The sequence below is a fragment of the Allorhodopirellula heiligendammensis genome, assembly GCF_007860105.1.
Lineage (GTDB): Bacteria > Planctomycetota > Planctomycetia > Pirellulales > Pirellulaceae > Rhodopirellula > Rhodopirellula heiligendammensis.
Window position 1 is genome coordinate 1,574,796 of the sequence record NZ_SJPU01000002.1, and the last position, 18,379, is coordinate 1,593,174.

The 18,379-nt window shown below is 57.9% G+C and carries 16 protein-coding genes; 10 read left to right on the forward strand and 6 right to left on the reverse strand.

Annotation, left to right across the window (positions count from 1 at the left end; translation table 11 throughout):
• Window positions 1–36: 36 nt before the first annotated feature.
• The 4 genes from Poly21_RS16220 to Poly21_RS16235 all read right to left on the reverse strand — a co-directional run bounded on the left by Poly21_RS16220 (window position 37) and on the right by Poly21_RS16235 (window position 6,323).
• Complete coding sequence (locus tag Poly21_RS16220; RefSeq protein ID WP_146407965.1) at window positions 37–1,941, reverse strand: di-heme-cytochrome C peroxidase; 1,905 nt, start codon at window positions 1,939–1,941, stop codon at window positions 37–39.
• A 640-nt stretch (window positions 1,942–2,581) separates the two neighbouring features.
• A complete protein-coding gene (locus Poly21_RS16225) occupies window positions 2,582–3,520 on the reverse strand; it encodes an ABC transporter ATP-binding protein (protein ID WP_146407966.1) in 939 nt (312 codons plus the stop codon).
• Between the two features lie 89 nt (window positions 3,521–3,609).
• The gene (locus Poly21_RS16230; RefSeq protein ID WP_302119198.1) at window positions 3,610–5,925 is read right to left on the reverse strand and encodes a hypothetical protein; all 2,316 of its coding nucleotides are present in this window, start codon (window positions 5,923–5,925) and stop codon (window positions 3,610–3,612) included.
• 77 nt (window positions 5,926–6,002) lie between these two features.
• Window positions 6,003–6,323: a MazG nucleotide pyrophosphohydrolase domain-containing protein gene (locus Poly21_RS16235; RefSeq protein WP_146408755.1), complete on the reverse strand. Its 321-nt coding sequence runs from the start codon at window positions 6,321–6,323 to the stop codon at window positions 6,003–6,005.
• A gap of 379 nt (window positions 6,324–6,702) precedes the next feature.
• Between Poly21_RS16235 and Poly21_RS16240 the strand changes: the two genes are divergently transcribed.
• From Poly21_RS16240 to Poly21_RS16265, 6 genes are all read left to right on the forward strand, one after another.
• Window positions 6,703–7,827 (forward strand): sulfotransferase family protein, encoded by a 1,125-nt coding sequence (locus tag Poly21_RS16240; RefSeq protein WP_146407967.1) that lies wholly within the window; start codon window positions 6,703–6,705, stop codon window positions 7,825–7,827.
• Between the two features lie 235 nt (window positions 7,828–8,062).
• Window positions 8,063–8,356 (forward strand): hemin uptake protein HemP, encoded by a 294-nt coding sequence (hemP, locus tag Poly21_RS16245; protein ID WP_302119199.1) that lies wholly within the window; start codon window positions 8,063–8,065, stop codon window positions 8,354–8,356.
• A 55-nt stretch (window positions 8,357–8,411) separates the two neighbouring features.
• Window positions 8,412–8,900, forward strand: a complete 489-nt coding sequence (locus Poly21_RS16250; RefSeq protein ID WP_146407968.1) for a hypothetical protein — start codon at window positions 8,412–8,414, stop codon at window positions 8,898–8,900.
• Between the two features lie 323 nt (window positions 8,901–9,223).
• Window positions 9,224–9,511 carry a hypothetical protein gene (locus Poly21_RS16255; RefSeq protein ID WP_146407969.1) on the forward strand — a complete coding sequence of 96 codons (288 nt, stop codon included), beginning with the start codon at window positions 9,224–9,226 and terminating at the stop codon, window positions 9,509–9,511.
• 38 nt (window positions 9,512–9,549) lie between these two features.
• Entirely contained in the window at window positions 9,550–9,978 is a 429-nt protein-coding gene (locus Poly21_RS16260; RefSeq protein WP_146407970.1) for a hypothetical protein, read from the forward strand.
• Complete coding sequence (locus Poly21_RS16265; RefSeq protein WP_302119203.1) at window positions 9,971–11,497, forward strand: Nramp family divalent metal transporter; 1,527 nt, start codon at window positions 9,971–9,973, stop codon at window positions 11,495–11,497. Before Poly21_RS16260 ends, Poly21_RS16265 begins: the two co-directional genes overlap by 8 nt.
• Window positions 11,498–11,539: 42 nt before the next feature.
• Here the strand turns inward: Poly21_RS16265 and Poly21_RS16270 are convergent, their stop codons facing one another.
• Both Poly21_RS16270 and Poly21_RS16275 read right to left on the reverse strand, forming a co-directional pair.
• The gene (locus Poly21_RS16270; protein WP_302119205.1) at window positions 11,540–12,343 is read right to left on the reverse strand and encodes an exodeoxyribonuclease III; all 804 of its coding nucleotides are present in this window, start codon (window positions 12,341–12,343) and stop codon (window positions 11,540–11,542) included.
• Window positions 12,344–12,618: 275 nt separating this feature from the next.
• Window positions 12,619–13,734 carry a hypothetical protein gene (locus Poly21_RS16275; protein ID WP_146407973.1) on the reverse strand — a complete coding sequence of 372 codons (1,116 nt, stop codon included), beginning with the start codon at window positions 13,732–13,734 and terminating at the stop codon, window positions 12,619–12,621.
• Between the two features lie 303 nt (window positions 13,735–14,037).
• Here Poly21_RS16275 and trpB point away from each other — a divergent pair, with 303 nt between their 5' ends.
• From trpB to coaD, 4 genes are all read left to right on the forward strand, one after another.
• Entirely contained in the window at window positions 14,038–15,264 is a 1,227-nt protein-coding gene (trpB, locus tag Poly21_RS16280; RefSeq protein ID WP_146407974.1) for a tryptophan synthase subunit beta, read from the forward strand.
• 2 nt (window positions 15,265–15,266) lie between these two features.
• On the forward strand, window positions 15,267–16,343 hold the full coding sequence (locus Poly21_RS16285) for a class I SAM-dependent methyltransferase (RefSeq protein WP_146407975.1): 1,077 nt from the start codon (window positions 15,267–15,269) through the stop codon (window positions 16,341–16,343).
• Window positions 16,344–16,411: 68 nt separating this feature from the next.
• Complete coding sequence (locus tag Poly21_RS16290) at window positions 16,412–17,533, forward strand: aminotransferase class V-fold PLP-dependent enzyme (protein ID WP_146408757.1); 1,122 nt, start codon at window positions 16,412–16,414, stop codon at window positions 17,531–17,533.
• Between the two features lie 81 nt (window positions 17,534–17,614).
• Complete coding sequence (coaD, locus tag Poly21_RS16295) at window positions 17,615–18,100, forward strand: pantetheine-phosphate adenylyltransferase (RefSeq protein WP_146408758.1); 486 nt, start codon at window positions 17,615–17,617, stop codon at window positions 18,098–18,100.
• The last annotated feature ends 279 nt before the right edge of the window (window positions 18,101–18,379 follow it).

An 18,379-nucleotide genomic window follows, 5' to 3' on the forward strand; every position in this document is an offset into this window, starting at 1 on the left:
TTTAAACCTGCCGTTATGTGTTAATCGGACGTGTGACTAGAGGGTCTTGATAAACTCAATCAGTGCGCTTTTTTCACGCTCATTGAGTGATGTTCCATATTCATGACCACTATTGGCGTTGCCATTTTCCGACGTATGAAACTCGAATGGCCCTGCGTTGCGATAACCCAGCGTCACGGGGTCAAACTCTGTGGTTCCAACGTTGAATGTGGACGTGCGGGCGGCGGGAGGCTTGAGTAACTCGGCCATATTCAGTACCGATCCATTATGTAAATATGGAGACGTGCTCCAGACACCATTGAGTGGGCGAGCCTTGTATTGCATCAAACTTTGACCTGAATCGATGGGTGCCAACATGAACGACTTGGTGGTCGTGTCGTCGATGGTCAGTTCATCTCGCCAGGGAACGAATGAACGCAAGATTGTGCCGTAGACAAGATGGGTTAATACTTCACGAGCAGGGACCGTGGCTTGCGGATCACTCGGGAATTTTCCGGCAAACGGTATCGTACGATTGCGCCCCGCCAAGATGCCCACCTTTGCTTGACGATCTCGCCAATTCTTAGCTGCCATGGGATCGGTCCCCAATGTTCCATTGGGACCGAAAACGAGGTTGATAGGAACGAGGACCTCATTGGCACGCCGATGCCGGCTGGTTCGGTCGATAATGTCGTGGCATTGGATACAGTTCGCTCTGTAGACAGTTTCACCCTCGGCGGCGAGCGCGTTGTCGAGACCGAACTCGGAAGGCCACGGTGGCGACCAGAGCTTCGTCACCAGTTCTTCGGCGCGGGCGAGCGCATCAAAGTTAATCGACGAATCATATCCGACGGTCGTTCCCTCCGTTTTCACTAACCCGAAGACTCCCACCACTTGACCCGCGTTGCGACTGAGAGGCCCGAATCGTGATGAGTTGTCGACCGAACCGTTCCATTGCACGTGACGATGCTGCGGGGCGTCCCAGATCTCCGGATAGTTGACCGGTGCGTTGGCGGTCGCAGCATTCCCAGGTTTGTCGATGATTTCAGCGACGGACTGGTTCAAAATGGCTCCCAGTGCGTCCAGGCGTCCGAAACCGTACGCGGGGTGCTTTTCTGCCGATTGCCTCTGCGTATCATCGCTGAACAGGCGGCCAAAATCATTGTAGTCGTTGTATCGCTGGCGACGTTGGTAGTCGCTCTGCAACAGATCGAAAATGACCTGAGCCTGAGAGACTCGCAGGGTGTCGCCGCCGGTGAGCTGGCGAACAAATCGACCAAAGCGAGTCTGCTGATCCAATCGTATCGTCACGTTCGATGTAAACCCGGACAAGTCGGGAGCATCATCAAACGTCAGTTTCAGCGATTTTGTCAACGCTGTGAGGAACGACTCCATGTCAGTCATCGCCTGACTGCCGTCGATCCAATACTCGGTTCCTTCGAACGTCATTTTTGACGTATGGCAGGCTGCGCAGGTTAACTCAATCGCTCGATCACCAGTGAAGCCTACGGGGTAACCCTCGATGTTGCCTTCGTGGGGACGGCGTGGCAGAAAACCAAAACTCGCGAGATAGTCAGAATCTCGAAACAGACCGACACCATCAGGTTGTTCTAAGATATTAAAGAAGTCGCGGCGCATTAGCGGAGAGCCCTGGCGGAGCGAGTAGAACTCCACCGCTTCGTCAGCACTCCAATTCTGCTCCAAGAATTTGACGGGCAAGGCTGACCGGGTATATCGATCCGCAGGTGCGATCGACACGAACGCGGATTTCCCGACGATCATCGCTGTGGGCCTTGATGGATCCGGCGGCGACTTTTGAGGAGGTCCGTCGGCGGTAACCAACGCGGACGCCGAAGACGCTAAGAAAATCGCCAGCAGCACTCGTCTCGAAGAGAAGAGTTGAGATCGCCAACCCAGTGGCGCGGCAGTCGGTCCAACAGACAGGAAATCGAGGAAAGACATGCTTCCAACTCCTCAGGCTAGAGAACTGAGACAGGCCACTGAGAAAACCAGTCGCCGTGCTACCCCCACCAGATAGGCGGATGTTAAACTACCCACTAGTGTCTAGTCTTTCGGTGCTACGGTCAACCCCCTCTGCGGCGGAGTGTGTGTTTTTTCTTTGGTGGCTTCCTGTCCCTCGTTCCTCTTGCTGCTGGCGTCTGGGTATCTTGCACCGCGCATCACGATCGCAACGGGTGAGCAAGCCGTCGAACATCGCTTCAGAATTTCTGAGAGAGGGTTCACCACAGCAACGCTGCTGGGTTCGCACAATAGCTCCACGGCGCTAATTCAGGGAATGAGCGAAGGTGCACGCTGTTCGATACCCAGCTACATTCGTGGGATCAGTCCTCCGAGACGCTTCAGACGATTGAAACGGTGCCGAGCCAGGGTTGGTCAGCGTTCTGAGGAACGCTTGGTTTCCGTGCGATGAACGGTCACGCAAATGATGCGAACTTGATAATGACGGGTGGATCGCGCATTGAGAGGGAACGCGACCTCAACTTGATTCGAAATAATCATGCCTAGGGACGCGTCTTCGGGCAATGACCCAAACGGCTGGATTTGGTTCGAGGTGATACGCCGATATAGTGCGCATCTTCGCTCACATCCGGGTGCTCGTGCCTTGAGTGAGGGCCATGAAGGCGGATTCGAGGTCGAGTTCCTCTTCGGAGAAGCGCCGCAAGCCGATGCCGTTGTCGATCAGGAGTTTAGGCAGTTCGCTGTAGTCGTCGGTGTCACTGTTCAAGATCACCCGCACGGCGTCGTCGCCGGGCTGGGTGGACTGGACGAGTGGATGGTTTTCGAACAGATCGGCAATCTGCTGCATCTGGTCACGTTGACTGGGTTGGATAATCAACACGGTATGTTGACGCACCATGCGGATGACCTCGGTCACCTTGGCATTTTGTTTCAATTCGCCGCGGTCGATGATGCCCACTTTGTTGCAGACGTCCGCGAGCTCCGGCAGGATGTGGCTGCTGACAATCACAGTTTTACCCATTTCTCCGAGTCGTCTGAGCAGGTTTCGCATCTCGATGCGGGCCCGTGGATCGAGACCGGACAAGGGTTCGTCGAGCAGTAAGACTTGGGGATCGTGCAGCAGCGTCCGTGCCAGGCCCAGCCGCTGGGTTTGTCCACGTGAGAGCGTGTTGGCGAACGCATCTCGCTTAAAATCCAGGTCGACGATATCGAGCATCTCATTAACGCGTTTGCGGCGATCGAGCCCGTTGATCCGATACGCGGCGGCAAAAAACTCGAGATACTCAATGACGGTCATGTCGTCGTAGACGCCGAAGAAGTCGGGCATGTAGCCCACCAGACGGCGGATTTCTTTCGGCTGCGTGTGGACGCTGTGGCCGCACACGTAGGCCTCCCCCCAACTCGGTTCAAGCAGGGTGGCAATGATGCGCATCGTCGTGGTTTTGCCTGCCCCGTTGGGGCCGATAAAGCCAAACAGGTCGCCCGCTTCGAGGTCCAAGTCGATGGCCCGGATGGCGAAGGCATCGCCGTATTTCTTGGTTAAGTCAACGGTTTTGATCACGACGATTCTAGCCGACAGAGAGAAGATGATTTGAAAACAGGACGGTCGTGGATCTTAAAAAAGATCCTGCGTTGCACATAAATTTGGAGCTATTGGTTTGGGTCAGCCTGGCGACGTTCTTCCTCCACCGGCAGGACGACGCGAACCCAGCTATCGGTTTCGCCAGCCGGTATGATCGTGCCAGCGTCCGTCTCGACGCTCAGTGTCGTCCAGGGGGCGCGGCACCGCGCGATCAGGATGCAGCGATCTTCATTGAGCAGATCGGTCCAGTCGAGATGCCCCAGGATTTCGTTCTGCAGCCCTGTGTAGCGAGTTCCTCCCACGACATCGTGAAACATCAGCATCTCTGCCAGACGATCGAGTTGGTTCGTCTCGGTGACGTCCCATGCCTCCGTCTGTGAAGAACTTTCCAATGCCCGCTGCCGCGATAATTGCCAGCGGAAGTTCTTCTGTCGCAGTCGATCGACGTCCGGCACGGTAACCGAGGCGGGAAAACGTGTTGGCAGCAGATACACCCAGTTCTGATAAATCAGCATCGCGTCGAGTAGGTCGACGTCAAAAGGATTCGTCAACTCGCCTTGGAGAAGTTCGGATCCGCGTCGTCGTTGCACCGGAGACGCCTCGATATTGGTGCGCAACTGCATCTGCAGTGCCAGCGACTTGCTGCTGCGTGGTGCCAGTTCGAGTGAGCCGATGCGGCTGGTAAGACTTTGCTCCGGCTGATCCCGTGGAGCGGTCGCATGTGTATCGAGCCGTGTGATCGGGACATGGATGGGGATGTTCCAAGCATCAATTTGGATGCCTCCCATCTCGCGGCCGGGAGCGCCGAAGGGACGCAGGACTTGATAGGTCGTGCTTGCGGTGATCGCGGCAAGTGAACTATTGGGTTCTGCCCGAACGCCGACAACTTGAGCTGGATGTGAATACAAGTACGACCATCGAAACAGGCGCGAAGTGCGCGTGGAGCTATCAATGTCGAGAAACTCGATCCCGCGTGTTCGTAGCAAGGAATCCCCACCTGTTGGCCGCAACGAATCGCTGTCGTCTGCGGTGGATTGGCCCGGGGGCTCGGGATCACTGCTGCGCGGTGCCGCTGCCATCACTAACGCGACCGACAATAAAATCGCAACGACGGGAAACGTCACCCATCCCAATAGCGGGTTGCCCAATACGCGTCTGACCAGCAGGTAGTCCAGCGGGGCGACCAGAGCAATCAATGCTGCAATGATCAGGGCAATGATCGAAAAGCCAATGCTGCGTTTGATTGGAAAATGGTCCAGGGCTCGCCGTACTTGGCCAGACAGGTCCGAGTAGCCGCTGATGCGAAAACTGCTGCCGACCTCGCTGCGTTTCTCACTCAGGAGCTCGCCAGTGAGCTTCGTGACCAAGTCCAGACGCTCTGGCCATTGGTCAAATGGGGCCGCGTCGAGGTCCGCAGCGACCAGGGTGATTTTTCCCATCCCAGCGGTGTAGCGGATCGCCAGCGGTAGCCCAATCCGCCGCGACGTTCGACCGGCAATTAACACCTCACCGACGCGAGACAGAGTCGCTCCACCGGCGCCGATGACTTTGGGGAACTGCCAGGCTTCAAACTCCTGCAAGCGGGTCTGGCTGTTCGTGAACGTTTCGAATCCAGAGGGATCCATTGTCACGACAGACGAACTGACAATTTCGTCGGGTAGTAACTCAGACAACCATGGTGCCGCGGGCAGCAGGCTTTTCGCACTTGCCCCCAACGTAACAAGTAGACGACCGCCCCCACGCACCCAACTCCCGATGGCCTCGCCCTGGGCAGGTGAAAGTTGCTGTAGCACGTCAACTGCTCCCCCCGTAACAACGATCAAGTCGACACCGGAATAGCCCAGTTCATGATCAGGGGCCGCATCGGCATTGTCGAGCCGAGTGACGGCAACCGACGCAGGGCGGCCGAGCAGTTCATTAACACCAATCGTGTCGATGTCTAACGGGTCGCCCAAGACCACCACCCAAGGCATGTCAACGGAGATCATGGACGGTCCCTCCGCCGGCACGCCGACCTCGGGGAAGCGAGTCTTCAGCATCACCTGAAGGCCATCGGCCACGCTCGCTGGATCACGTACGACCGCATCTGGGGGCTGTGAATCGCTGCGAATGATTAAAGGCGCTGCTTCCGTTCCCGGTATGCAGTAGGCGAAGACCGGCTCATCGCCGTTGTCCGAGGGTTCCGCGATGAACTTCTGCTCATACACCACGGCGACCCCATCACCGTCGGTGGTCTGCAGCTCAACGGAGTTACCGACATGAGGTGGCAGTCGCACCGCGGTCCAGTGCCCAGCCCGATAATGCCCATCGATGCCCATCAATTCACGTCCCGCATCCGTCAGCAGTCCGGATTCCTGCGCTGTCGAGCTGGTCAGTGCGGACATACCCACTGCCATCATCACGCCGAAGCAGCATGATGTCAGCGGGCGGATACATTCCCTGGCTCTCAATGCAGCTCCCTTCATGGTTTTTCATCCAGACTGCATTGGCACACGAGGTGCCGGCATCCGGGGCATCCCTGGCCGTATTTGGCGGACAGCGCTGCGGCTAGATCGACGTCGGCGACATTGGCGATGGTGAACAGCCATGCGATCACGTCGGCGAACTCCTCTTGAAGATTCTGGCGGTCGTCTCCACGCAATGCCGACGCCAGTTCGCCGACCTCCTCCATCAGCCACATGAACGTGCCGTCGACGCCTCGGGCGACATCTTTGTCGTAGTACATGCGGCGGATGTGTTGCTGTAAATCCGCGACAGAGAGATCGTTCGGGGGGTTGCCCATCATAATAATTAATGCAAAGTCGATAAAAACAGCGTTTTGGGACCAGCAGGAACCCTGTGCTGTTAGAAAATCTATAAAATCCGTGCCGTTGGTGCGATCAGGGTTAGGCGTCAGAAAACGAACGCTTTAACCTTTTTCTCTAAGAGCCTAATCTAAGGTCGCCGCTTGCGGGGGGAGGCTGCGTCAAATTCCCGGTCAGTCTCCAGGCGTAGGCCAAGGTTTAATATGTTCGCCACCTGAGAACCACGGCCGAACCCCGTCGATGGTTCAAGCATTGTCTCCAGCATGCCGTGTTTTTAGCCAGATTCTGAGCATTGCTTCCCGCGGATCGACGGCCCGATCTCGCAATATCATTCATTCCGCAGGCCCCTTGCACTTTATGTCCCAATCATCCGTGAATCGCTATCCGTTCTACAGTCCGCGATTTTGGCATGGGATGCGACCCTTGACTTGGTTTCGCTTGCTGCGGCAGGGCGACTTTTCGATTAGCCCATCGCGAATGGGTTTAGCGGTGTCGGTGAGTCTCGCGACCCCGTTCAATACGCTGCTGCTGGGGCTCCAGAACCTGGTATTTCGTCGCCGGCTTCGCGCTGCTGAGTTGCATGGACCCCCGGTTTTCATCATCGGCCACTGGCGCAGCGGCACCACGTTGCTGCACGAGTTGATGGTCCGTGACGAACGCTGGAGCAGTCCGTCGACCTACCAGTGTTTTGCGCCCTCGCACTTTTTGTTGACCCAGTGGTTTTTTCGTACCTTTGCGGCCTGGTTGCTGCCGGGCAAGCGTCCCATGGACAACATGGCCACGGGGTGGGATCGCCCTCAAGAAGACGAATTTGCGTTGGTCAATCTTGGCGCGCCATCGCCCTACCGGAGGATAGCATTCCCCCGCCGCGGTCCCGTGGACATGGACTATTTAGATTTTGAGGGGGTCGACGAACAATCGCGTCAGCAGTGGCTGGCGACGCTAAAGTCATTTTTGCATCGCGTCAGCGCCGCGACGACACGGCCATTGGTGATTAAGAGCCCGACGCATACAGGGCGGATTGGGTATCTCGCCGACGCGTTCCCCAACGCCCGGTTTATCCACATTACCCGCGACCCACGTGATCTGTTCCCGAGTACGTGCAGGCTGTGGCGAAGTCTCGACGATGTCCAATCACTGCAGGCGCCGTCCGCGGCGACCTCCGACGATGGTATCGAAGAATACGTGCTCGATTGTTTCACGCGGATGTACGCCGCTTTCAATGAACAACGTCACAAAATTGACGACCATCATCTGATTGAAATCCGGTACGAGGACTTGATTGCTGACCCTGTCGCCACGCTCGAGAATATTTACGATTCCTTGCGATTAGCGGATTTCGAGACCGTCCGCGAGGAAATTCAGACCTGGACTGACAACGAGCACCGCTCCTATCAGCCCAACAAGCATCAATTGTCCGTGGCAGACGAACAGCGGCTCCAGGAGCATTGGGGCGACTATTTCTCCCGCTACAACTACTGAGTAGGCGTGTCTCTCCGAGACACGCACGTCGGCACCTCGACAACGCATCCAGTCATCCCTCTCGAGACCGTCCAGCGAAGCCATGGAGTAACGCCGCGTTTTTTATTGCTAATGATTCGCAATAAGGCTTGTTTGCCTGACGCGCACCACTTAGATTGGGAGGCAACCTCACGCCCAGCGAGCAGATGCTCGGGGGCCTCCCACCGATTCCGCGTGCAAGATCAGCGACATTCCGATGGATTCGACGCCGCCGACCTCCCAATCGACCGACGCGGCCATGGCCACCAACGCCCCAGCCGATGCTGGTAGCGTCACCTCGGCCACCGAGTCCGCTGTGATTGAGACGCGAGTGATGGGCTCGCTACCGGGCGATAACCCAGTCGATTGTGGCTGCGGCGCGGGGCACACCCTGAAGGTGGTTCGCTTCGAGAGCCTCGCCCGCTGCGGTGAAGAGATCTGGATCGAGAACGATGGGCAGTTGTACCGCTTGCGTAAAACACGCCAAGGCAAACTCATTCTCACGAAATAGCCTGCCGCCCAATTGATTTGTTGACGCACCCCGTAAACAAGGTCTCCAGTTTAACGTGACTCACAACGAAAAGATTCTGTCGATCGTCGCCGGTGCAACTGAATTGCAGCGATTGGTGATTGTGCATCGCTCGCTTGAGACGCGAGATGCACTGCGTGTGGGCCCTGTACGCTTGCACCATCCCGAAGAAACTTGTGAGAGCACACGTGACACGCGTTGCTCTGATCCGGTGCGCCACGTATCGAGGCCGTTCTGTGAGCAGCTTCAAGCGATCCGGGAACGGCCTATCGTGTTGCGTCAGGAGTCCTTCAGCCCGGCAGTCGGATGGTTCACCCAAAGCGAGATGGAATTGACGCTGGATCAGTGGAATGTGATGCGGACAACGCTCGTTCCGGCCAGCGTGACCAGCGTCGCGAGTGCGACAGCGCCACGCAAGCCACGCCGGTTGCCTGCTACCGCTCGTGACTCGCGGTCGCGGATTCTGTCCATCGATGGCGAGCTGATCGCCCTCCCTCTGCATGCCGACCAAGCAGTTCCGGCTTAAACAGTCTGGCGGATCGCTGCGCCGCAGGCTCCGCCTGCTGAGCAGGATGGAGAGGCGGAGCCTCCACAGCAGTGGGTTCCAAGGCAGGAGCCTCGCACCAAGTGGTCCGGCATCTCGCGCGAACAATGGTTTCATTGTGTCGCCCCCGAGAGACGACATCAATGTGACGTGACACGCCATTGCTGGTGTCCCCTGCCGTCTCAGGTGGGACGGTGGGGATTTATCGCGTTCTTGTCCACTCGCTTGCAGGGCCGCGTGTATAAATGGCGGGTCGACGCGGGAGTACTGCGTTGAGTTTTTGTCCGTTTCGCGATTCTGAGCGCATGACGCCGAACCCATTCACACCACCGGCGGCGACGCGTGACGCGGGTGATCCGGGGGTGGCGAGACGTCCCGGAGTTCCCGGATGCCTGTCCTGGTTCTTCCTGTTTTTCGGTGGCGTCGGCGCGTCTCTCGGATCTGTTTGGATCTATACTTTTGGTTTGACGGACTACCGCGCCCACCTGTCCTACGTGGGGCTCCCGCTCGGAGTCGTTACACTGATGCTGTCTCTCGTTTTTGTCTGGTTCGGTTTCGCGACCATGCGCCCACGCGAGAGAAGCGACGGATAAGTCGATTACCAAACCCACCATGACAGGAACTTGAGGACGTGACGCCTTCCAATGAGAACCCCTACGCTCCGCCGAGTGGGGCACTCACGTCGGAAGTCGTGCAACGGCCAGCCTCATGGTATTTATCTCGCGTCCAGAAATACTATCGCTGGATGGGTTTTGGCATGTTGTCCTACCTTGTCATCGCCGTGATTGTCGCGATCGTTGACCAGCTTCACTACGGATCGTTTCGCCTCAGGGATGCTGTTGGGCCACTGATCTGGTGTTTATTTCTCACCTGGCTTTTTGCAGCCATGATCCGCATCGGGTACACGGCTCCCGAGAAATTCCCACAGCGTTACCAGCAGGCACGCTGGATCGGTATCATTGCGGGCGCACTGTTCCTTCCCATACTCGGCATACCCGCATTCATTTCCGTTCGCCGATTAACTCGATATCACCAATGCCTCGGATCGCGCGATGAGTGAAGTCTCCAATTCGACCGAGACCGCAGTCGATCCACCGGAGCGGCTGATCAAGATGATTCGCTGTGTCGGGCCCGGTTTGATTGTGGCTGGCTCGATTGTCGGTAGTGGCGAGTTGATTGCGACGACGAAGGCGGGTGCCGAGGCTGGGATATCACTGCTCTGGCTGATTCTGCTGGGCTGCGTGATCAAGGTCTTCACACAAATCGAGCTGGGTCGGTACACCTTGATCAGCGGCAAGACGACGCTCGCGGCATTGGACTTGGTCCCCGGGCCTCGCGTTGCCGGGAGGGGCAATTGGTTGGTGTGGTTTTGGATTGTGATGTGGGTTGCCAGTATTAGCCAGTTGGGTGGGATCGTCGGAGGCGTTGGCCAAGCCTTGGCAATTAGTGTTCCGCTGACCTCCTCGGGGCGACTCTATAATGCTCACGCTGACCGCCAGCAGCGGCAGGTATTTGAAGCTGCCACCCGAACGGTCTTGGCCGAGGAAGCCGACGCGGCTCTGGAGGCGTCAGTCGTGCCCAAGCCGATCGCAGCGCCGCCGAAATCGTATGACGCTGTCTTGTGGGCCGCTGTGATGGCGATCGTTACGAGTGTAATGTTGATCGTGGGCAGGTATGGATTGATCCAGTCGCTGTCGACCGCGCTGGTGATTCTGTTCACGATCCTCACTGTCCTCAATACCGTTTGGCTGCAGAGCGATCCGTTCTGGGGCATCCCCTGGTCAGAGGTCGCTGCCGGGTTGTGGCCTCAGTTACCGGAGGTGGCCTCCAGTGACGCGGCATCCACCGCCCGTCCCATCGCCACGGCCCTGGCTGCCTTTGGCATCATTGGCGTCGGGGCGGGGGAGTTGGTGGTTTATCCCTACTGGTGCTTGGAAAAGGGTTACGCCCGCTTCACAGGCCCCAACGACGGGACGCCAGCCTGGAATGCTCGGGCGGCGGGCTGGATGCGCGTGATGCATCTGGATTCTTGGGGCGCGATGGTTCTCTACACATTTGCAACCGTTGCGTTTTACTTGCTCGGCGTGGGCGTGTTGCATCGCATCGGGTTGAACCCAGAAAAAGACACCCTGGTTCGGACACTCTCAGTGATGTATCAGCCGGTATTTGGAACGGCAGCGGCCATGATCTTTCTCATCGGTGCGTTCGCGGTGCTCTACAGTACTTTTTTTGTGGCACTGGCGGCCCATGCTCGGGTGTTTTCCGACGCCATGCGGATTGTGGGTTTGATCGACAACGACGAAGCCACCCGCGAGAAATGGATTCGTTGGCTGGGCGGGGGCTTTCCAATCTTGTGCTGGGTGATCTATGTCGCCTTCCCCGCTCCAGCTCAATTGGTCTTGATCAGTGGCGTCACGCAAGGCGTGATGCTGCCCATGTTGGCCGGCGCAGCGCTCTATTTCCGCTATCAGTTTGTCAGCGAACCGCTGCGTCCTAGTCGCCTGTGGGATGCCATGCTGTGGCTCTCCGCGGCCGCGATGCTGATTACGGGGATCTGGACCATCGTGTCACAGTTTTGACGATTCGTTCGAGCAGCGGCCTTGCCGGCGATGGAGGTGCAGCTATGCCAGTGCGGCAGGATTCAGTTGCACGTCGATCTCCACCGGGCAGTGATCTGAGCCGAGGATCTCATTGCGGATGCGGGCATCGACGACGCAGGGCATGAATCGGTTGCTGACCCAAAAATAATCTAAACGCCAGCCGATGTTTCGCGCCCGGGCGTCGCTGCGATAGGTCCACCATGTGTATTTGGCGGGAGAGTCGTCGAAGTGTCGAAATGAATCGATGAACCCAGCATCCGCCATCGAGGTCAGCCCGCTACGTTCCTGGTCGGTGAAGCCTGCGTTTTTGCGATTCGCTTTGGGATTGGCCAGGTCAATTTCTTGGTGAGCGCAGTTCAGATCACCGCAGATCAGCACCGGCTTGTGGCGATTGAGCTGCTCGACATAGGTGAGGAAGGCAGCGTCCCATTGGCAGCGATAATCCAATCGCGTTAAACCTCTCTGCGAATTCGGCGTGTAGACGTTTACCAAGTGAAAATCGTTCCACGTGGTGGTGATCACTCGCCCCTCCCGATCGTGTTCATCGGCGCCGATGCCCAGGGTGTGCTTTAGCATCGGCTGGCGCGTCCACACCGACGTGCCGCTGTAGCCCGCCTTGTCCGCTGAATTCCACACGAATTCGTATCCAAGCGATTCCGCCCACAGGGTGTCGACTTGATCTGCACGCGCTTTGGTCTCCTGCAAGCAGACGATGTCAGGCAATTCTGTTTCAAGGTAGTCACGCAGCCCCTTGTTCATCGCTGCGCGAATCCCATTGACGTTCCAAGAAACAAGACGTAGCGGGGCAGGAGCAGAATCGGTCAAAGGTATCTTCGTTGTGTGAGGTGACAAAGTGAGATGGGATTGCGGCCCGTCTGAGATCTCTCGAGGGTTCATCGTGGCCAACTTGCTCGCTCAGGGCAATCGTCCCAGGCCGCAATTCAAATGACGGTTCGCCCGGCCAGCTAATGACCGTACGCTATCAGCTCAGAGACCTGAACGACATGGCGGTGAAGCCACTCGAGGAGAACGGCTCGGATATCCTGGCAAGGCGATGGGCTCCCGCCGTGGCCCTTGCCTCGGCAGGGTGAAAAAATCGCCTACCGTTGTGCCGCGGCAAACACGTCGATGGTGTCGGAGAGGAGTTGATCGTCGGGCGGCAAGCTGAATCCACCGACACGCACGCTCTGCATGTTGATGTCTTCGATTTCATTGGGGCTCGTACCCGTGCGGTCGATTGCGATCGACTGAATCCGCAGCCGATCGACGGTCACTTCGTATCGCACTTGTGGATCGATCGGAACCCGCACCTCACGCTCAGTCGGATTTCCTGCCGCGTCCCAAGTTTGATAGCGATTGATCCGCGTTTGACCTGCACTGCGGGGCAGCTTCACGCGCTGGCTGCCGCCGGGAGCAATTTTGTATTGCGGTTGCTTGCCAGGGTGTTGTGCGTCGCTCAGCGTGACGAGCAGCGTCTCGTTCTGTGTGTTGATGAATTCCATCTCGACCGGTGGCAGCTTGCCGTCATCGATCACGCGAGATTCGATCAGCGTTGATTGAGGTTGGTCGGGGTACAGTGGCGCAGCGGTGGCACCGTTGAAAATGGGTGGTGTCGCTACTGAAATCGAAACGCCGCTGTGGTAGTAGCCGCCGAAATAGGGCCAGCCGCCAAAGCCAGGCCGACCGAAACCAGGGCCACCATAACCAGGTCCGCCACGCCACGGGGCACCGTAGGGTCGCCCGCCATACCACGTGCCGCTGTAAAAGCTATATCCAGGTGATGGGCTGAGGTTGGGCGGTCCCAGCCAGCCCTGCAGATAGGGGCCAAAGCCGGGGCCGCTGCCGATGGGGCGTACCGAGACGCTCGCAGGACGGAACTGGGGGTAGATGGTATCGAGATCAGCACGCTCGATCGGCCCGCGGCCACTGCGTGGAAAACGAATGATCCGGTTGAGAGTGTGGTTGTAAAAGCCCAGGTACCGTCCATCGGGCAAGTCGTACTCGCGGGCACGCTGATAGAAAAATTGGTCGCCCGAATTCTCAATCACCAACAAGCCCCGCCGACTGGCGTCGATCACACCGGTGATATTCCCGTATCCGTCAACCATTTCGAGGTCAGCGGCGAGGAGCGGTGCTCCGCCGAGGAGGCACGCGATCAGGCCGACAATTGCGAAGCCGCGAGAGGATGGGAATGTTCTCAATTTCTTGCGTGACATCGTAGGACTCATGATCAAAACATGGATTTAAGCGGGGAGCAATAACGCATGACGAAAACGCGTGGGCTCGCTCGCCAGCCGATGAAATTCGCGTTCTGACGAGCACAGCTACTTTGGATTCGAGGCGTTTTTCTACCGAACTGTCGTACGCTGCTGCCTGTGATTGTACCGTTTTCCGCAGCCCCGCCTGCTAAAATTCTTTCCTGCGGAAATCGCTGATCGCCCCGTCGGTCGCGTTGACCCCATTTTCATTTGGCGTGACAATCGAAGCGTTCGACCGCCGATATCACCCATTGAGATCCCATGAGTACTGCTGCTTCGAAGATTGCTGCCGCGTCCGCCCAGGTTCCCGACCCGCAGGGCCGATTTGGCGATTTTGGCGGACGTTTCGTTCCGGAAACCCTCACCTGTGCGCTCGATCAGCTCGCTGAGCAGTACGATCAAGCCAAACGCGATCCTGAGTTTCAACGCGAGCTCAGTGGACTGTTGAAAACTTTCGTGGGTCGGCCTAGCCCGCTCTACCACGCTCGGCGATTGTCCGAGAGCGTCGGTGGGGCTCAGATTTGGCTTAAACGGGAAGATCTCAATCACACCGGCGCTCACAAGATCAATAACACGATCGGTCAGGCACTGCTGACGTTGCGAATGGGAAAAACTCGCGTCATCGCCGAGACGGGAGCGGGCCAGCATGGAGTCGCCAGCGCGACCGCCTGTGCCCATTTCGGATTGCCGTGCACGGTCTACATGGGCTCCGAAGATATCCGTCGTCAGAAGCCCAACGTGTTTAGCATGCAGCTGCTGGGGGCAAAGGTGTCGCCGGTCGAAAGTGGCTCGAAAACTCTGCGTGACGCAGTTAACGAGGCCATGCGGGATTGGATGTCCTCCGTCGAAGACACTCATTACATCATCGGTAGCGTGATCGGGCCGCACCCGTTCCCGATGATGGTTCGCGACTTTCAAGCGGTCATTGGCCGCGAAACTCGCGAGCAATGTCGGGACACGTTCGAACGTTTGCCCGATTGCTTGGTCGCCTGTGTCGGTGGTGGGTCCAATGCGGCGGGAATGTTCTACCCGTTTGTCGAAGACGAATCGGTGCGGATGGTGGGCGTTGAAGCGGGCGGGCGATCAGAGTCCCCCGGCGACCACGCTTCACCGCTGTCCTATGGCAACCCCGGGGTCTTGCACGGTAGCTACAGCTACGTGATGCAGGACGACGACGGCCAAACCTGCAACGTACACTCCATGAGTGCCGGTTTGGACTACCCCGGTGTCGGCCCTGAGCACAGTTATTGGAAGGACACTCAGCGGGCGGAGTACGTCGGCTGCCGCGATGACCAAGCTATGAAGGCGTTTGAACGGCTCGCTCAGAGTGAGGGCATTCTATGCGCACTCGAGACGGCGCACGCGGTTGCCAAGGCGATTGACATCGCGGCGGAAATGTCACCCAAGCAGCATCTTGTCGTCTGTCTGTCAGGTCGCGGCGATAAAGACGCCATGGAAATCGCCCGGCTGCGTGGGGAGCAGTGGTAAGCATGTCAAATCAGGATCGCACGCTCGACCATTATCAAGAACTGATGACCATCAATGCGACTTCGCATCTACTGCGAACGGCGCGGACGGTCGGTCTTTTTGATCAACTCGCTACCGGACAGCAAACGCTACCAGCTCTGGCTGAAAACCTCGGGATCCCCGCCGACCGGCTACTCTTACTCCTGCAGTCGCTGATATCCGTCGGCATCATCGAGCAATACCAAGAGGATTACGCCCTCTCGGCCACCGCGAGATTGCTGTGCCAGTACGATGCCGATCTCGGTGACGCGACATGGGAGAAACTTGCCAATGCTCTGCGAGAATCGCCTCTCGATGAGCCGGAGAAAGAAACCCGTTCCGCTGAGTTCGCCGCTCGGTTGCGAACGCGCGCCGATGCCGTCGCCGCCACCCAGTGGGTGCATACTCCCGCAGCGATGCAAGCGGCTGAGATTCTGGGCTTTGGGCCGAGTGAGGAAACCCCTGACGCCAGCTCCGAATCGAACGATTCCGTGGCGCCCGCTGCTTCCCAGGCGGTCGCCGGCCCGGTGGCGACCGAACCCATCGAGTTACTCGATCTGGGCTGTGGATCAGCGGTCTGGAGTTGCGCGATGGCGTTTCGCGAGCCCGCTATTCACGTGACAGCCATTGATAGCGAAGCGGCCTTGGTGGCGGCGCAATCGATGGCCGACTCTATCGAATTGAATGATCGTTTTGAGGCGAAGGTGGGGGACGTGCTCGACGCATCGTTGCCAGCGGACAGCTATGACATGATTCTCATCGCCCAGCGACTGCATGCCTATTCGATGGAGCAGGTCGAGCAGATTCTTAAGTCATGCCTCGCGAGTCTGAAGTCGGGCGGCCGGATCGTCGTGATCGACTTGTTTCGCGGTCCGCACCGGCCAACGCTTTCAGAATCACTCGAAGCCTTGCGTTTGCAGGTGCAGACGGGTGAGGGTGCCGTTCCCGAGTTGAAATCCGCCGAACAGCGTTTCCGCGACGCGGGATATGAGAGCGTGCAGTTCACCTATATCGCCGCCAGTCGGGTTGGGTTGGGGATGATGATCGGGAGCAAACCGTGAGCGATTCGCTGTCAGGGGGGCCCTGCCCGAGCCAGCTCGACGAGGTCTGGTTGTGGTGGCGAGATCAGATGCCCGTGACACGCCAGTGGGCCTACTTCGACCATGCTGCTGTCGCCCCGTTGAGCGCACCGGCCGCCGACGCGCTGCGAGACTATACCGATGTCGCGGCCAGCTGTGGCGATGTCAAATGGCTGGAGTGGTCCGCGAAGGTGGAGTCGCTACGCGGTTTAACAGCCGAGCTGATTCACTGCGAAAAAGATGAAGTCGCACTCGTGCCCAATACCACCGCAGGAATCAATTTTGTCGCCGGTGGTTATCCCTGGCAGAGCGGCGACAATGTTGTTTTGCCGGAGGGTGAGTTCCCGAGCAATCATTATCCGTGGCTGAACCTGGCATCACGCGGCGTCGACGTTAAAGTCGTGCCCCGCCGCGAGGGCCGTGTGGATGTCGATGATTTGATTGCCGCAATCGACGGCCGAACGAAAATCATTTCGGTCAGTTGGGTGGGCTACGCTAGCGGATTTCGGATCGATCTGCCGCGACTGGTCGACCAGGCTCACGCTCGCGGTGTGCTGGTCTTCGTTGACGCGATTCAAGGCATGGGGATGCATCCGCTCGACCTCCGCACCTGCGATGTCGACTTCCTATCGGCCGATGGACATAAGTGGATGCTCGGTCCCGAGGGCGCCGGTGTGGCGATGATTCGCCGCCGACATCTGCCGCTGCTACGGTGCGAAAATGTGGGCTGGGCCAGTGTCCGCAATGCCCACCTATTTGCTGCGGGCGAACTGGAGCTTCGGGACGATGCAGCGAGGTATGAAACGGGCTCAGCAAACATGCCTGGATTGATGGCATTTGCCGCCTCGCTTGAATTGTTTGTCGCGGTGGCCCGTCAACATGGTGACGACGCTATCAGCCGACGTGTGCTTGAGCGGGCCTCGCTGCTGCGCCGGTTGATCGTTGAGCGTGGTGGAAAGTTGCTCTTTGAGAACACGCCGTTCGAAATCCATGGCAGCGGCATCGTGACATTTTCCGTCGATGGTGAATCACCCGCCGATTTTCGTTCTCGCGCGATTGAAAACGGGGTCGTGGTCAGTTGTCGAGGTGGGGGCGTGCGGGCCAGCGTTCATGTTTACAATGACGACGCCGATTTGCTCCGCTTGGCCGATCTGATCTCCAACTCCCCGTAACGCTAGGGATGCCTTCTCTTGCCAGTTTCTACCACCGCCGCCAATCATCACAGCGATGGCCAACTCTCTCATCGCGTCGCGGTGTATACGGGATCGTTTGACCCGGTCACCTCGGGGCATCTGCACATCATCGAACGCGCGTCCAAGATTTTCGAAACACTCATCGTGGGTATCGGCATCAATGCCGACAAGCGACCGCTCTTTGACATTGGCGAGCGAGTGGAGTTGGTCTCCGAGGTAACGTGTGATTTACCGAACGTGCGAGTGGAAACGTTCGATACGCTGGCAGTCGATTTTGTCCGCTCGCTCGGCTCAGGGGTCATGGTCCGCGGCATCCGCCCGCTGACGGATATCGCCGGCGAGTTCACCATGTTGATGGCCAACCGCCAGCTCGATCCGGCGATTGAAACGGTCTTCCTGATGGCGGATGAACGGTTCGCGCACGTCAGCAGCTCACTGCTCAAACAGATCGCCATGATCAGCGACGATGACGACCATCTGGCCAAATTTGTACCGCGTCAGGTCGTCGCCGCGATCCGTAAACAACTACGAAAGAGTGCGACTTAGCGAAGTGATCGTAGGGTGGGACCATTGTCCCGTCCAAAATGGATAAACAGTTAAGACTCGTCAGGTATCGATTTACGAGCGGCCGACTCGCGTTACAGACCAACACCGCGAGCGAATCCCCAAGATCAACGCTTGCGACCACACATCGGGCAGCGTCGTTTCGTTCGCCACGATACCGCTAAAAAGAACCGGGGCTGGGGAAAAAGTCGTTGAGAACCTAAAGTGTGGGTTTGGAGTCCGTCTGACTCTGTTTTTGTCCTGAAGTTCCCCTACGTTTGG

Bases quoted from the DNA above. Each gene is read 5' to 3' on its own strand.
- trpB (WP_146407974.1), top strand. From the start codon at position 14,038: ATGAGTACTGCTGCTTCGAAGATTGCTGCCGCGTCCGCCCAGGTTCCC.
- Poly21_RS16240 (WP_146407967.1), top strand. From the start codon at position 6,703: ATGTCCCAATCATCCGTGAATCGCTATCCGTTCTACAGTCCGCGATTT.
- Poly21_RS16265 (WP_302119203.1), top strand. From the start codon at position 9,971: ATGAGTGAAGTCTCCAATTCGACCGAGACCGCAGTCGATCCACCGGAG.
- Poly21_RS16235 (WP_146408755.1), bottom strand. From the start codon at position 6,323: ATGGGCAACCCCCCGAACGATCTCTCTGTCGCGGATTTACAGCAACAC.
- Poly21_RS16285 (WP_146407975.1), top strand. From the start codon at position 15,267: ATGTCAAATCAGGATCGCACGCTCGACCATTATCAAGAACTGATGACC.
- Poly21_RS16220 (WP_146407965.1), bottom strand. From the start codon at position 1,941: ATGTCTTTCCTCGATTTCCTGTCTGTTGGACCGACTGCCGCGCCACTG.
- Poly21_RS16290 (WP_146408757.1), top strand. From the start codon at position 16,412: ATGCCCGTGACACGCCAGTGGGCCTACTTCGACCATGCTGCTGTCGCC.
- Poly21_RS16255 (WP_146407969.1), top strand. From the start codon at position 9,224: ATGACGCCGAACCCATTCACACCACCGGCGGCGACGCGTGACGCGGGT.
- Poly21_RS16275 (WP_146407973.1), bottom strand. From the start codon at position 13,734: ATGTCACGCAAGAAATTGAGAACATTCCCATCCTCTCGCGGCTTCGCA.
- Poly21_RS16230 (WP_302119198.1), bottom strand. From the start codon at position 5,925: ATGTCCGCACTGACCAGCTCGACAGCGCAGGAATCCGGACTGCTGACG.
- hemP (WP_302119199.1), top strand. From the start codon at position 8,063: ATGGATTCGACGCCGCCGACCTCCCAATCGACCGACGCGGCCATGGCC.